Annotated in this window: 12 protein-coding genes; 5 read left to right on the forward strand and 7 right to left on the reverse strand. The window is 57.5% G+C overall.

From position 1 onward, the window contains the following. Positions 1-33 precede the first annotated feature (33 nt). The 5 genes from OHL19_RS03985 to OHL19_RS04005 all read left to right on the forward strand — a co-directional run bounded on the left by OHL19_RS03985 (position 34) and on the right by OHL19_RS04005 (position 7,743). Positions 34-834, forward strand: coding sequence for an FG-GAP repeat domain-containing protein (locus tag OHL19_RS03985; protein WP_263356290.1), 801 nt, complete (start codon positions 34-36; stop codon positions 832-834). Between the two features lie 163 nt (positions 835-997). Next, positions 998-1,501: a helix-turn-helix domain-containing protein gene (locus OHL19_RS03990; protein ID WP_263356291.1), complete on the forward strand. Its 504-nt coding sequence runs from the start codon at positions 998-1,000 to the stop codon at positions 1,499-1,501. Between the two features lie 258 nt (positions 1,502-1,759). Continuing rightward, complete coding sequence (gene metK, locus OHL19_RS03995; RefSeq protein WP_263356292.1) at positions 1,760-2,923, forward strand: methionine adenosyltransferase; 1,164 nt, start codon at positions 1,760-1,762, stop codon at positions 2,921-2,923. Between the two features lie 145 nt (positions 2,924-3,068). After that, entirely contained in the window at positions 3,069-3,812 is a 744-nt protein-coding gene (locus tag OHL19_RS04000) for a carbonic anhydrase (RefSeq protein ID WP_263356293.1), read from the forward strand. A 499-nt stretch (positions 3,813-4,311) separates the two neighbouring features. After that, positions 4,312-7,743 carry a vitamin B12-dependent ribonucleotide reductase gene (locus tag OHL19_RS04005; protein ID WP_263356294.1) on the forward strand — a complete coding sequence of 1,144 codons (3,432 nt, stop codon included), beginning with the start codon at positions 4,312-4,314 and terminating at the stop codon, positions 7,741-7,743. A 111-nt stretch (positions 7,744-7,854) separates the two neighbouring features. Here the strand turns inward: OHL19_RS04005 and gnd are convergent, their stop codons facing one another. The 7 genes from gnd to OHL19_RS04040 form a co-directional block, all read right to left on the reverse strand. Continuing rightward, positions 7,855-8,871: a phosphogluconate dehydrogenase (NAD(+)-dependent, decarboxylating) gene (gene gnd, locus OHL19_RS04010; RefSeq protein ID WP_263356295.1), complete on the reverse strand. Its 1,017-nt coding sequence runs from the start codon at positions 8,869-8,871 to the stop codon at positions 7,855-7,857. A 199-nt stretch (positions 8,872-9,070) separates the two neighbouring features. Beyond that, a complete protein-coding gene (locus OHL19_RS04015; RefSeq protein ID WP_263356296.1) occupies positions 9,071-10,084 on the reverse strand; it encodes a zinc-binding alcohol dehydrogenase family protein in 1,014 nt (337 codons plus the stop codon). 22 nt (positions 10,085-10,106) lie between these two features. Continuing rightward, positions 10,107-10,763 (reverse strand): bifunctional 4-hydroxy-2-oxoglutarate aldolase/2-dehydro-3-deoxy-phosphogluconate aldolase, encoded by a 657-nt coding sequence (locus OHL19_RS04020; protein WP_263356297.1) that lies wholly within the window; start codon positions 10,761-10,763, stop codon positions 10,107-10,109. Between the two features lie 93 nt (positions 10,764-10,856). Beyond that, positions 10,857-11,957, reverse strand: a complete 1,101-nt coding sequence (locus OHL19_RS04025; RefSeq protein WP_263356298.1) for a sugar kinase — start codon at positions 11,955-11,957, stop codon at positions 10,857-10,859. A gap of 42 nt (positions 11,958-11,999) precedes the next feature. After that, a complete protein-coding gene (locus OHL19_RS04030) occupies positions 12,000-12,776 on the reverse strand; it encodes an SDR family oxidoreductase (RefSeq protein WP_263356299.1) in 777 nt (258 codons plus the stop codon). A 117-nt stretch (positions 12,777-12,893) separates the two neighbouring features. Next, the gene (locus tag OHL19_RS04035) at positions 12,894-13,895 is read right to left on the reverse strand and encodes a LacI family DNA-binding transcriptional regulator (protein ID WP_263356300.1); all 1,002 of its coding nucleotides are present in this window, start codon (positions 13,893-13,895) and stop codon (positions 12,894-12,896) included. A gap of 76 nt (positions 13,896-13,971) precedes the next feature. Next, positions 13,972-14,358 carry an RNA-binding S4 domain-containing protein gene (locus OHL19_RS04040; RefSeq protein ID WP_263356301.1) on the reverse strand — a complete coding sequence of 129 codons (387 nt, stop codon included), beginning with the start codon at positions 14,356-14,358 and terminating at the stop codon, positions 13,972-13,974. Between the last annotated feature and the right edge of the window lie 145 nt (positions 14,359-14,503).

Genomic DNA, 14,503 nt, shown 5'->3' on the forward strand with positions numbered 1-14,503 from the left:
CGGAGCGTTACTTTTCGTGCCAGGAGGAAGCTTATGTTTTGCATCGCGGGCAGGCCTGCAGGGATGGCTTCCATCCGGACTTCGATATGCGCGGTTATTTCGGTAGCTGTTTTGGTATTCGTCACGATTGTTCCTGCTCATGCATTTGCCGCGGGTGGGATGGGCGATGACGATGAGGATGGAATTCCCACTCCGACGGTTGCGGGGGATTTTAACCGGGACGGTATTGCCGATATGGCCATGGCAAGTATGCCGGTGGCGGGCCGTACAGGTGTGGGCTCCGGACAGGCGTTTTTGACGGTTCTGCTGGGGCAGAAGGATGGTTCTTTCCGGCAGGCGGCTTCGAATCCTGCAATTGGGCTCGATCCTCAGTCGATTGTTGTGGGTGACTTCAATGGCGACGGTATTCCGGACTTGATTGTGGGCGACGCTGACGGTTCGTTGATTGAGTTGCTGGGCGATGGGACGGGCAACCTGGTTTCTGCGGGCGAGATCGCGCATGTGAGTTCGGTTGTTTCGATTGCGCGGGGCGACTTTAACCACGACGGCATACCGGATATGGCGGTCTCGGACTCGACTTCAGGTTCGATCACGATTCTGCTGGGGGAGAAAGGCGGTTCCTTCCACACGGAATGGTCTTTTTCCTATGAGAGGCTGGGAATGGCCGAGTATCTTACGGCGGCGGATTTCAATGGGGATGGTTTCACTGACCTGGCAGTTACCAATAAAGATGGCGAGATGATTGAAGTAATGCTTGGTAATGGTCATGGTACTTTTACTGCGTCCCCGGAGTTACGGTCGGTCAAAGACCCTTATTCGCATTGCGCGACTTGATTCCCGTTATGCATTTGGGTCCATTTTGGAATAAAATCGCTCCAGCCTACTGAAAAGAAAGACATGATTTGGTTTTCGCTTTGACCTGGACAGCGATTCCGTTTTATCTTGTCTGTGGAAATCTTTTTGGGAAAGTGTCCCGGGTTGCGATAAGCATTTTGCGATGAGCATGGGAAGCTTTGGAGAAGACCTGCGGATGGAGCGGTTGAACCGCGGCATCGCGCTGGAGAGGATTACCGAGGTTACCAAGATCAGCCCGCGCCACCTGAGGGCGCTGGAGGAGAACGAATTTCGTGTGCTTCCGGGCGGAATTCTGAACAAGGGGATTGTTCGCGGGTACGTGAAAGTTCTTGGACTGGATGAGCTGGATTGGGTATCGCGTTTTCAGCGGGCCTATGTCGCCTCTGGTGAATTGCTGGAAGATGACCGCAACTGGATCGAGTTTGCTGCAAATGTAGGCAGGGCGCGGGTGCGTCCGCGCGATGCGGCTACGGAGCGGTTGAAGTGGGCTGGCGCGATTCTGCTGCTGATGCTGGTTGGACTGGCGGGATTTTTCGCGGTTCGCTATTTTGGGTATCGTTCTGGCTGGTGGCCTACGGTGGTGCCGGGGCGGGAAGCGATGGCCAGTGTTCGATCCAGTCTTGGAATGTTCCTGAAACGCCCTTAGGCTTACGGGTTCAAGAGCGTGGCTTGCTGCTCAGTCCTCTCCGCTCACCCCTCTCATGGAACTGCTGAACCCGCTTTGCTCCCCGTTGAGCGTGGTTGACTTTGCCGCATTCCGGTTTGGGCGATTACCATAGGACGATGCAGTATTGGGCCTAATCCCTTCTCTGGCAGAAGTGCCTGCCGCGGTGACTGATTGTGGGTCATTTGGGTGGGGAGCGAGGCAGCCCGAGATGCACATTTGTATCGGGAGGAAAGAAATTTGAGCGATCGTTTTTTATTTACCTCTGAATCTGTGACGGAAGGCCATCCGGATAAGATTGCCGACCAGATCTCCGACGCGATTCTGGATGCCTGCCTCGAACAGGATCCTTACAGCCGTGTAGCTGCGGAAACGCTGACTGCTACCGGCCTGGTGGTTATCGCGGGCGAAATCACAACCAAGGCTTACGTAGATTTTCAAACGCTGGTGCGTGGCGTGGTGCAGTCGATTGGCTACGATAACGCGCTGTATGGGTTCGATTCGAACACCTGCGCGGTGATCTCGACGATCAACAGGCAGTCTGGCGATATTGCCCAGGGTGTGGATACTGGCGGCGCCGGTGACCAGGGCATGATGTTCGGCTATGCCACCAACGAAACTCCGGAACTGATGCCTGCGGCGATTTCGCTGGCGCATAAGCTGACCAAGCGGCTGAGCGAAGTTCGCAAGAGCGGCAAGCTCTCGTATCTTCGTCCGGACGGCAAGAGCCAGGTCACGGTGGAGTATGACGAGGCGGGCAAGCCGGTTCGCATTGACGCTGTGGTGATTTCGACGCAGCACGCGGAGCATGTCGGCAACGAGGAATTGCGTGGCGACATTCTCAAGCATGTTATCCAGGCTGTGCTGCCGGAAGAGTGGTTGGACGAGAACACGAAGTATCACATCAATCCGACGGGACGTTTTGTTATCGGCGGGCCGATGGGCGATACCGGTCTGACCGGGCGCAAGATTATCGTGGATACCTATGGTGGCGCGGGCCGTCATGGCGGCGGCGCATTCAGCGGCAAGGATCCGACAAAGGTCGATCGTTCTGCGGCGTATGTGGCCCGCTATATTGCCAAGAACATTGTGGCTGCCAAGCTGGCGGATCGTTGCGAAGTGCAGTTGGCTTACGCGATTGGAGTTGCGGAGCCGGTGAGCGTGCTGGTGGAGACGTTTGGCACGGGCAAGATCAGTTCGCAGAAGATCACGGAGCTGGTTCGCAAGAACTTCCTGCTGACGCCGAAGGGGATCATCGACAGCCTGAATCTGCGTCGCCCGATCTATCGCAAGACGGCTGCTTACGGGCACTTTGGACGCAACGAACCCGATTTCACCTGGGAGGCCACCGACAAGGCGGCTACCCTGGCGGAGCAGGCTGGGTTGGTAGCTGCGGCCAAGTAGGTACTTTGTATTTTTAAATTCAACATGGGTCTTTGCCTTCGGGTAAAGGCCCATTTTGTTTGCGGATAGAGGTTGCCTGAATACGACTGTCTCGATGGAGCGTCTATCTCGTAGAATCAGTTGCGTGAAGGTTTAGGAGAAGTCTATGCGTCGTGTCGGGATTGTTCTACTTGGATTGTGCATGGGAGCGCCGTTGCTGGCACAGCAGGCGGGTGCACCGTGGGGCTATGAGGGTAAAGAAGGTCCGCTGAACTGGGGCAAGCTGGACCCCGCTTACAAGGCTTGTGCGTCGGGCAAGGAGCAGTCACCGATCGATATTCGCGGTGCGCACCCGAACAGGAAGCTGCAGCCGATCGAGTTTCACTACATTAGCGGCACAATGGCGCTGGTGAATAACGGACACACGATTCAGATAACTCCGCCGGCGGGGAGTTACATTGTGGTCGACGGTGTGCGCTATGACCTGGTGCAGTTTCATTTTCACCATCCGGGCGAGGAAGCGGTGAAGGGCGCGCTGCCGGATATGTCATTGCACCTGGTGCATAAGAGTGCAGATGGCAGGATTGTGGTGGTTGCTGTCCGGTTGAATGAGGGCAATCCGAATGCTGTGCTGGCGGCGCTGTGGCAGCATCTGCCGAAGACGGTGGGCGCGACGGACAAGCTGACGGAGGAGATGAATCCGGCGGGCTTGTTGCCGGCTGATCGCGCTTATTGGACGTACGAAGGATCGCTGACTGCTCCGCCATGCACGGAAGGCGTGCGCTGGTTGATCTTCAAGCAGCCGGTGGAGCTTTCGCGCAGCCAGTTGCGCAGCTTTGCGACGCTTTACAAGGTCAACAGTCGTTTGATCCAGGCGACGCGTGGACGAAAGATTCAGGCCAGCGAGTAGGGTTGGGGTTTCTCTGGATCTCGGGATTGCCTGCTGTTGTGGGGCGGTCCCGGGATCGGATGATGTGAAATGAAGTTTATGAGTGTGGGTTATTTATCGTCTGTTCTTTAGAGCCAATTATTTATCAAAGATATACGGTTATCGATGTTGCCGAAGTTGGTGCGCTGTAAGGTCAACAAAGCACTACATCTAGTGGCTGGCACTTGACCTGCACCACCTGGAGCGGTATTTTTGCATCTGCGACAGAGTAAAGGCGCGATGCACGGGGTCGAGTTGATTGGGATGGTTTGCCGGGTTTTTCCCGGTGAATTGAGTGGCTCTTCCCTGGGAAATTTCTCGCAAAATTATGACTGTCACTGGCCTGAAATCGCGGCTCTTCCGAGGTGGATCTGGCTCTTTTTGCCTGCTGCTTCATCCAATATCTGGGGGTCTTTTCAGGGCCCTAACCGATTTTCCCTGACCAGTTTCCAGGTTCTGAACAGGTTCTGAAGGAGATTCAATGCCGGATATTTACTCCCCCTCATCCAATTCGCAGAATGCCAGTGGTAGTGCATCCCAGGGTTTTGCGCGTGGTGGCCTGACGTTTACGCGGCGTTTTTCGAAGGCGGGTTTTTCGCCTTACGAGGAAGTGCAGTGGGAAAAGCGTACGGCTTCGATTACCGACTCCAGCGGCAAGTCGATCTTTGAGCAGAAGGATGTGGAGGTGCCGGTCGACTGGTCGATGACGGCGACGAATATCGTGGCCTCGAAGTATCTGCATGGGCAGATGGGCACTCCGGAGCGGGAGACGGGGGTGCGGCAACTGGTGGCGCGCGTGGCGGAGACGATTCGCGACTGGGGCCTGGCGGGGGGATATTTTTCGAGCGCGCAGGATGCTGCGATCTTCCATGACGAACTGGTGTCGATGCTGGTGCAGCAGAAGGTGGCGTTCAATTCGCCGGTGTGGTTCAACGTGGGTTGCGATCGGTTGGAGCCGAATTCGGATGCGCAGAACTGGCATTGGGATTCGCATACGTGTGCTGTGCGTTTTTCGGTGACGGGTTATCGGAAACCGCAGTGCTCGGCTTGCTTTATCAACTCGGTTGAGGATTCGCTGGATGCGATTTTGACGCTGGCGAAGACGGAAGGAATGTTGTTCAAGTGGGGCTCGGGCACGGGGACGAATCTTTCTTCGATTCGCGGCTCGATGGAGCTGCTTTCGGGTGGTGGAACGGCTTCGGGGCCACTGAGTTTCATGCGCGGGTTTGATGCTTTTGCGGGCGTGATCAAGTCGGGCGGCAAGACGCGGCGGGCCGCGAAGATGGTGATCCTCAATGTGGATCATCCGGATATTGTTGACTTCATCGATAGCAAGTCGAAGGAAGAGGCGAAGGCTTTTGCGCTGATTCGCGAGGGCTATGACGGGTCTGGTCCTGACTCGGAGGCTTACTCTTCGATCTTCTTTCAGAATGCGAATAACTCGGTGCGCGTGAATGATGAGTTCATGCGGGCGTATGAGAAAGACGGCGAGTTTACGACCAAGGCGGTGAAGGATGGCTCACCGATCAAGACATACAAGGCGCGCGAGATCATGGGCAAGATTGCCGAGGCGACCTGGCAGTGCGGCGACCCTGGGATGCAGTTCGATTCAACGATCAATCGCTGGCATACGAGCAAAAATTCGGGGCGGATCAATGCGTCGAATCCCTGCTCGGAGTATATGTTTCTGGATAACTCGGCGTGTAACCTGGCGAGCTTTAATTTGATGAAGTTTCTAACTCCGGCGGGGACATTCGATATCCAGGCTTATCGTCATGCTATCTCGGTAGTTATCACGGCGATGGAGATCCTGGTGGATAACTCGGGTTATCCGACGGAGGCGATTGCGAAGAATTCGCATGACTATCGGCCTCTGGGATTGGGTTATGCCAACCTGGGTGCACTGCTGATGGCTTGCGGGTTGCCGTATGACTCGGATGCGGGGCGCGACTTTGCCGGGTGCCTTACGGCGATCATGTGCGGGCAAGCTTATCTGCAATCGTCGATTGTGGCGGCGACTTGCCAGCCGATTGCTTCGGCTACTCCGTTGACGGCTGAGGTTGATCGCCAGGGTGGGGCTTGCCCGGGGTTTTATGTGAATCGTGAGCCGTTCCTGGATGTGATTCGGATGCATCGTGCGGAGGTGAACAAGATAGGCAAATCCAAGCAGAGTGCGGAGCCATTTGTGGTGCCGCAGTTGGAGTCGCTGATTGAAGCGAGCCGCGAGTGCTGGGATATGGCGTTGATTTATGGCGAGCGCTATGGGTATCGGAATTCGCAGACGACGGTGCTGGCTCCGACGGGAACTATCGGCTTCATGATGGACTGTGACACGACGGGTATTGAGCCTGATCTGGCGCTGGTGAAGTACAAGAAGCTGGTAGGCGGCGGGATGATCAAGATTGTGAATCAGACGGTTCCGTCGGCGCTGTTCAAGCTGGGCTACAAGGATGAAGATGTCAACGCGATTGTGAGCTACATTGACGCGACGGGTACGATTGAGGGCGCGCCGGGCATCAAGGCGGAGCATCTGAACGTGTTCGATTGCTCATTCAAGCCGTCGAAGGGTACGCGCTCGATCAACTACATGGGCCACATCAAGATGATGGCGGCAGCGCAGCCGTTTCTTTCGGGAGCGATCTCGAAGACAGTGAATCTGCCGCATGAGGCGACTGCGGAACAGATCGCGGAGGCGTATACGGAAAGCTGGCGGCAGGGGCTGAAGGCTGTCGCGATTTATCGGGATGGTTCAAAGGGTGTGCAGCCGTTGAACACGAGCAACGAGGCCAAGAAGAACGAGGCCAAGAAGAACGAAGCCGAGAAGAGCGAGCTGACGGCGCTGGACGAGGCTGGAGCGCGGTTGCTGGAGGCGATAGCGGCCGGGGCTGCGCGGTCTGAGGCTGCGGAGGCGGATCTCAAGATTGTGGAAGCGCATCTCGCCAACAAGATCAGCGACAAGCTGGAGGTGAGCGCAAGGCAGTTGATTGCCGCGACTATGACGTTTCAGGCGACGATGGAGGCGCTGGCGAAGGCAGCAACGGCTCCAGTTGCGCCGACGCCCATACCGGCGCCAGCACGGGCGGCTGCGGCGTCTGGGAATCAGGATCTGAATGCTCCTCCGAAGGCGGTGCGGCATCGGCTGCCTGAGGAGCGTGCTTCAGTGACGCATAAGTTCTCGATTGCGGGGCATGAGGGCTACATCACTGTCGGCCTTTATCCGACGGGACAGCCGGGCGAAATCTTCATCAAGATGGCCAAGGAGGGTTCGACGGTATCGGGGCTGATGGATGCGTTCGCTACGTCGATTTCGCTGGCGCTGCAACATGGTGTTCCGCTGAAGGTGCTGTGTGAGAAGTTTGCGCACACGCGCTTTGAGCCATCGGGTTGGACGGGCAACGAGCAGATTGGCTATGCGAAGAGTTTGATGGATTACATCTTCCGCTGGCTGCAGTTGCGTTTCCTCTCGGGGACGCAGTTGCCGCTGTTTGCGGGGCTGTTGCCGCCGGTACAGCAACTGAGCGCTCCGCAGAGTCTTGCTCCTGAGGCGGAGCCGGAATCAGCGGCGGGTGTGTTGGGTGTTTCAGGCTCTGCGCTGACGAAGCTGGTTGAGGATATTGCGCGGCGGTTGAACCAGGTGAGCGGATCGACTGCGGGTTCGGTGATTGGCTCGGCCAGCGCGGGCGGTGCAGTTGACAGGCTGCCGGAAACAGCGGGGATGGATGTTCCGGGGCTTGCAGGGCCCGCAGGACTAGCAGGGCTTGCAGATCGTGGTCTGTATCACGCTGCGGATGCGATGCGTGAGATGTATGACATGGGGGATGCGCCGAGTTGCGGAACGTGCGGGGCGATCATGGTTCGCAGCGGATCGTGCTATCGGTGCATGAGTTGTGGTTCGACGAGCGGTTGCAGCTAAAGCGATTGAAGTTGAGGATGGATGGAATACTGAGGGCGCTCCGGTTGACGGAGCGCCCTTGGTATTATGCGGCCAGGTTATTTTGCTTTCGCTATTACTTAGCCTTCGCCGTTACTTGGCTTTTTCTATGTGTCCGCCGAATTCGAAACGCATTGCGGAGAGAAGTTTGTTGGAGAAATCGGCTTCGCCGCGTGAGCTGAATCTTTCGTAGAGCGATGCGGTGAGGACTGGTGTGGGCACGCCTTCGTCGATGCCGGCTTTGATGGTCCAGCGGCCTTCGCCGGAGTCTGAAACGCGGCCTTGAAAGTTGGACAAATCAGGGTCGGAGATCAGTGCGGAAGCGGTCAGGTCGAGGAGCCATGAGGCGACTACGCTGCCGCGACGCCAGACCTCAGTGACCTCGGGGAGATCGAAGTCGTATTGATAGTGCTCGGGGTCGCGGAGGGGGGTGGTTTCGGCGTCAATCTCGCCGAGGTGCTTGCCGATATTGGCGGCTTTGAGTACGCCAAGGCCTTCGGCGTAGGCAGCCATCATTCCGTACTCGATGCCATTGTGAACCATCTTCACGAAATGGCCTGCGCCGTTGGGGCCGCAGTGCAGATAGCCTTCTTCGGCGGTGCCGGAGTTCTTAGGCCGCTTGGGTGTTGGAGGTATGTCGCCGATGCCGGGGGCGATCGTTTTGAAGATGGGGTCGAGGTGTTCGACGGTTGATTTGGAGCCGCCGATCATGAGGCAATAGCCGCGTTCCACGCCCCAGACGCCGCCGCTGGTGCCTACGTCTACATATTCGATACCTTTGCCTGCGAGCATCTTGGCGCGGCTAATGTCGTCGATGTAATACGAGTTGCCGCCGTCGATGACGATGTCTCCCTGATCGAGCAGCGGGGTGAGTTCTTCAAGAGTTTCCTGGACAGCGCCTGCCGGAATCATGAGCCAGATTGCGCGGGGCTTTGCGAGTTTGCTTACGAGCTCCTGCAGGGAGGCTGTTCCGGTTACGCCTTTTTCCTTCGATAGCGTTGCAACGATCTCCGGCGTCTGGTTATAGACCACGCATTCATGACCGTGCGCGATGAGGCGGCGCACCATGTTCGCACCCATACGTCCGAGACCTACCATTGCTAGCTGCATGTTGTTCTCCTTTGACAGGCTGAATTGCGTGATGGATAAAGGTCGAATCTCGTTACCGTGACCCAGGCCGCTTAACGTTGAGATTCAGTTTATCGCGAAGAGGCGAGGGCTTTAGAGCGATTCATCTCATCTTCATTGAGCGGGCGGAATAAGACCGTATTGCGGGTTGTGGCCGGTGTGCGAGGTAACGGCGGCAGAATTAGTCGAGCTCGATCATGATTTTCGAGTAGGCTGCGGGATTGGCGCTCCAGGCTTTGAACAGGCCGGGGGCATCGTTCATGGAGACGATGTTGCTGATCGCTTCTTTGACCGGGAAGCGATGCTCTTCCAACATTCGGATGACTTCGCGGAAGTCTTCGGGGAGAGCATTGCGGGAGCCGAGGATGTCCAGCTCTTTTTGCACGAAGAGGCGCGTCTCGTAGGCGACTGGCTCTTTGGCGTAGCCGATGTAGACGACGCGGCCGGTGAAGGCTACTTCTTCAACCGCTGCGCTGAAGGTCGATGGCAGGCCGATGGCTTCGATGATGACGTCGGGGCCGCGACCGTCGGTCAGCTCGTGGAGCTTGTCGTGCATATTTTCGCGCGTGGTGTTGATGGTGTCTGTTGCGCCGGATTTTGTGGCGATGGCTAGTTTGGCGTCATCCACATCGATGGCGATGGTGCGGGCGCGGCGAAAGCCGGATGCTGCTACGGCGCCTAGTCCGACGCCGCCGCAGCCGATGATAGCGACGGTATCTTCGGGAGTAACTTGTCCGCGGGCAACGGCGTGAAAGCCGACGGTGAGCGGCTCGACGAGGCATAACTCTTTGAGGGCGAGGTTAGCGGTGTAGAGCTTGCCGGGTGCTATGGATAAGTACTGCGTCAATGCGCCATTTCGCTGTACGCCGAGGGTTTCGTTGAACTGGCAGGCGTTGGGGCGATTGCGCAGGCAGGATGGGCATTTGCCGCACTGCGAGTAGGGCGAGAGTGTGACGTTGGTGCCGATGGCCAGATGGGGATGGGATGGACTGCTCTCGACGATGGTGGCTGCGACTTCATGGCCGGGGATGCGAGGGAAAGTGACCATGGGATTTTTGCCGCGGAATGAATTGAGATCGCTGCCGCAAAGACCGACCATCTTTACCTGCAGCAGGATCTCGTTTTCGGCGCGGGTTGCATCGGGAACCGACTCTACTGAAATCTCGCCAGGGTGGCGCATTACCAGTGCTTTCATTTTGAGTGGGTTCCCTTCTGCGTTACTTCTGCTTGCTGCGATGTTCGGCGATGATGGCCAGGTATTTGCGGGCGTTTTCGGTGATGCTTTCAGGCTTGCCTGCGCGGATGGCTTTGTTATCGACGAGCTCGCCGCCGACGCCGAGCGCGATTGCTCCAGCTTCGAGGAACTCCGCTGCTGTGGCCAGCGATACGCCGCCGGTGGGGATGAGATCGATCTGCGGAAGAGGAGCTTTGAGGGCCTTGAGATACTTGGCTCCGCCCATTGCGGAGCATGGAAATACTTTGACTGCGTCGGCGCCAGCTTCCCATGCGGAGACGACTTCGGTCGGGGTAAGTCCGCCAGGAAATACGGCTACGTTATAGCGGCGGCATAGCTCGATGGTGCGCAGATTGAGTGCGGGGCTTACGATGAACTGCGCTCCGGCTAACATGCAGGCGCGAGCGGTTTCAGGATCGAGGACGGTGCCTGCGCCGATGAGTATGCGGTCGCCTGCTTCTGAGGCCAGGCGGCGAATTGCATCGATTGCGCCGGGGACGGTCATGGTGACTTCGAGGACGGTGACGCCGCCTGCTTCGAGGGCGTAGGCGATGGCGAGAGCTTCTTCTTCGGAATCGGCGCGAAGGACGGGCAGGAGGCCTACTTCGCGGATCTTTTGCATTACTTCGGACTTATGCATCTATAACCTCGGGGGCTGAGCCCCATTGCGTTGCTGAATTGATGTACGGGCAGAAGCCCGTACTCTCCAATTGCGATAGCGTGTTGAAGATTTCTAGCGCAGTACGCGGGCGGTGCCGCCCTTCATTACTCGTTCGACTTCGGGCAGTGTGACCATGGTGGTGTCGCCGGGAGTGGTCATGGCGAGAGCGCCGTGCGCACAGCCGCAATCGACGGCGTATTGTGGGCCTTTATCGGCGAGGAAGCCGTAGATGAGGCCGGAGGCGAAGGAGTCTCCGCCGCCTACGCGGTCGAGGATTTCCAGGCCGGGCATGGGACGCGCTTCATAGAACTGGCCGTCGGCGTAGCAGACTGCGCCCCAGTCGTTGATGGTCGCGGTGCGAGCGTTGCGCAGCGTGGTGGCGACTACTTTGAAGTTGGGATATTTGGCGACGGCCTTTTCGATCATGCGGCGGAAGTTCGCGGTGTCGAGGTCGGACATGTGTTCGTCGACGCCTTCTACTTCGAAGCCGAGAGATGCGGTGAAGTCTTCTTCGTTGCCAAGCATCACGTCAACTAAAGGAGCCAGTTCGCTGTTGACTTCAAGTGCGCGCTGCTTGCCGCCGATGGATTTCCAGAGGCTGTCGCGATAGTTCAAATCATAAGAAACGATGACGCCGTTCCGATGGGCGGCTTCAATGGCTTCTTTGGCGACGAGTGGTGTGGAATCGGAGAGTGCGGCGAAGATGCCGCCGGTGTGAAACCAGCGTGTGCCTTCGCTCTTGAAGATTTCGTCCCAGTCGATCTGGCCGGGAACAAGTTGCGAGATGGCGGTGTTACCGCGATCGGAGCATCCCAGAGCTGCGCGCATTCCGAAGCCGCGCTCGGTGAAGTTGAGACCGTTGCGGACGGTGCGTCCGACGCCGTCGTACTTGACCCATGAGACGTGCGATTGATCCACGCCGCCCTGGAACATGAGGTCTTCGACGAGGCGGCCGACGGGGTTATCGGCGAGGGCGGTGACGATGGAGGTGCGCAGGCCGAAGCAGCGCTTGAGGCCGCGAGCAACGTTGTATTCGCCGCCGCCTTCCCATACCTGGAACTGACGAGTGGTGGCGACGCGTCCGACGCCGGGGTCGAGGCGAAGCATGACTTCGCCGAGGCTGACTAGATCCCAGCGAATGGCTGACGCTGGTTTGAGATTCAACTTACTCACCGAATATTCTCCTGAAGCTTAGGGCTGTTTTGTGCTGATTCTTTACTGATTCACGCCGCTGGCAAGGAAGCCGCCATCGACGGTGATGATTTCGCCGGCGACGAAAGAGGCTGCGTCTGAAGCCAGATAGATGGCTGCGCCTACGAGTTCTTCGGTCTTGCCGAAGCGGGCCATGGGGGTGCGAGTGAGAAATTCCTGACCGCGCGGTGTGCTGTCGAGCAATTGCGAATTGAGTGCAGTGCGGAAGACGCCGGGAGCAATTGCATTCACCAGAACTCCGTGCTTTGACCACTCGACTGCGAGGGATTTGGTGAGCGATCCGACGGCGGCTTTGCTGGCGGCGTATGCGGCTACTTCATTAAGCGCGACGAAGGTGGAGAGGGATGCGATGTTGATGATACGCCCGTAATTGCGGGCGAGCATGGCTTCGCCAAAGACCTGGCAGCCGCGCAGTGTGCCGGTGAGGTTGGTGGTGAGGATGTGATCCCAATCGTCTTCGGCGAAGGTAAGTGTCGGGCCGCGTTTGGTGGTGCCTGCGCAGTTGATGAGGATGTCGACTTTGCCGAAGAATTCGAGGACAGCTTCGCGAAGTGTGATGAGGGACGCGCGATCTTTTACGTCAGATGTGAGTTGCAGGGTTTTGCGTCCGCGCTGCTCGATTTCAGCAGCGGTCTTCTGCACTTCATCCAGGCGGCGTGAAGAGGCGATAACGTCTGCGCCAGCGTCCGCGAGACCGAGTGACAAGGCATGACCGATGCCGGTGGTTCCGCCGATGACGACGGCTGTCTTTCCGCTTAAATCAAACAAGGACGAGGACATAGTTTTCTCCCAACACAGTCTAACAATCCTTGATGGGAGGCATGGGAAGCATCGGACAATTGCCCTATAGTAAACGTTAAAGTAGAGAAGATGCAATCAATTTGTGGCGAGGGATGTTCAGGAGCGGAGCGTGGAACGACGTGCGATGACCTCTGCCTCGACGATGATGTTGCGCGGGGGCAGGGGTGTTTTTGACTTGATCATCTGCAGGACGAGCTGGGCGGTGCATTCGCCGATTTGACGGCTGTGTTGATTGACGCTGGAAAGACTGACGCGCAGCGAGGTATTGAAATGCAGGTTGCCGCAGCCGATTACGGCAATGTCGCCTGGCACACGGAGACCGGCGTCGAGGATGCAGTCGATTGCGCCGATGGCTAACGGGTCGTTATAGCAAAAGACGCCGTCGGGGCGGGGTTCGATGGCGAGGAGTTTTTTCATGGCGGAGTAGCCTTGCTGCAGGCTATCCACATCGACGTTGCCGGGCGAGAGGAGATAGGCGGGATTGAATTTGAGCCCGCTGTTCTGCAGGGCGTGTTTGTATCCGGCGAGCCGTTGTACTCCGGGGGTGCTTTCGGGACCGCGCAGATGCGCAATGCGCTTTGAGCCGTTTTCGATCAGGTGGTTTGTTGCAAGGCGGCCTACGGATTCGTCATCGACACCGACAAAATTGGCTGGAAAGCCGGGGAACTGGCGGTCGATGAGGACGAAGGGCGTCTGCTGCTCCTCGATGCGGCGGAAGATGGCTGGAGAGGCGCTCGCGGACGCGATGATCAGAGCATCGAGGTTGCGGCCCAGGAGTTGGTCTATCTCGCGCTCTTCGAGGCTGGGGTCTTCTTCAGAGGAGCTTATGACGAGGTAATAGCCCTCTTGCCGCAGCGCATTGGATAGGAACCTGGCGACCTCGGCGAAGAAGGAATGAACGAGGTCGGGCACGATCAGTCCCACCAGAAAGGTACGGCCTGTGACGAGGCTTTGCGCGGTGAGATTAGGACGATAGTCCAGCTCTTTTACGCGTTTGAGTACGCGCTCTCGCGTTTCTTCGCCGATATCGGAATGGTTGCGGAGAACCTTGGAAACCGTCACCACGGACACGCCAAGATCTTTGGCGATGTCCTTCATCGTTACTCTCATGTCCGCACTATACTACGGCACAAATGAGGCAAATATCCCGATGTGTGGGACTGTTTGCAGAGGCTCAGACTCGGCCGCGAAAACGATTGATCTGACGCCGGTCGCGTTTGGATGGGCGGATGGCCGGAGCACCTTCGAGTAGCTGCAGAGCTTTCTGCTCGGCTGCGAGTTTGAGGCGCAGTTCGCGGCCTGCCTCGGTCTCGCGATAGAGTGTCTGGGCTACGGCGGCTGGACCGCGCGTCTCGCCCAGGAGCAGGACTTCGATTTCGAATTCGCCGGCATCGTTTTTGACGTGGAGCATGTCCCCGATGCGGACGTCGCGGGCGGGTTTGGCGAGATGTCCATTGGATGAGATGCGGCCCATCTCGCAGGATTTCTGGGCGAGGGCTCGGGTCTTGAAGAAGCGGGCGGCCCAGAGCCATTTGTCGATACGAACGCTAATGGCGGTCATGCTTATATTTTCTTACATTGGATCAGCGAGCAGTGGGATGGCAGGTCATGGTTAAAGTTCAACTGTCAACGTATAAGAGGGGAAAGGTGCGTATTTTGAGAAGGTATCGTGCAATGGCGAGTAAAGACGCGCAAGACAGGCGCCA

Origin of the sequence: Acidicapsa ligni, from assembly GCF_025685655.1 — a bacterium.
GTDB classification, from domain to species: domain Bacteria; phylum Acidobacteriota; class Terriglobia; order Terriglobales; family Acidobacteriaceae; genus Acidicapsa; species Acidicapsa ligni.

What these genes read in the sequence shown, in the direction of transcription:
- OHL19_RS03985 (WP_263356290.1), top strand. Translation starts at nt 34, where the DNA reads ATGTTTTGCATCGCGGGCAGGCCTGCAGGGATGGCTTCCATCCGGACT.
- OHL19_RS03990 (WP_263356291.1), top strand. Translation starts at nt 998, where the DNA reads ATGAGCATGGGAAGCTTTGGAGAAGACCTGCGGATGGAGCGGTTGAAC.
- OHL19_RS04000 (WP_263356293.1), top strand. Translation starts at nt 3,069, where the DNA reads ATGCGTCGTGTCGGGATTGTTCTACTTGGATTGTGCATGGGAGCGCCG.
- OHL19_RS04005 (WP_263356294.1), top strand. Translation starts at nt 4,312, where the DNA reads ATGCCGGATATTTACTCCCCCTCATCCAATTCGCAGAATGCCAGTGGT.
- gnd (WP_263356295.1), bottom strand. Translation starts at nt 8,871, where the DNA reads ATGCAGCTAGCAATGGTAGGTCTCGGACGTATGGGTGCGAACATGGTG.
- OHL19_RS04015 (WP_263356296.1), bottom strand. Translation starts at nt 10,084, where the DNA reads ATGAAAGCACTGGTAATGCGCCACCCTGGCGAGATTTCAGTAGAGTCG.
- OHL19_RS04020 (WP_263356297.1), bottom strand. Translation starts at nt 10,763, where the DNA reads ATGCATAAGTCCGAAGTAATGCAAAAGATCCGCGAAGTAGGCCTCCTG.
- OHL19_RS04030 (WP_263356299.1), bottom strand. Translation starts at nt 12,776, where the DNA reads ATGTCCTCGTCCTTGTTTGATTTAAGCGGAAAGACAGCCGTCGTCATC.
- OHL19_RS04035 (WP_263356300.1), bottom strand. Translation starts at nt 13,895, where the DNA reads ATGAAGGACATCGCCAAAGATCTTGGCGTGTCCGTGGTGACGGTTTCC.
- OHL19_RS04040 (WP_263356301.1), bottom strand. Translation starts at nt 14,358, where the DNA reads ATGACCGCCATTAGCGTTCGTATCGACAAATGGCTCTGGGCCGCCCGC.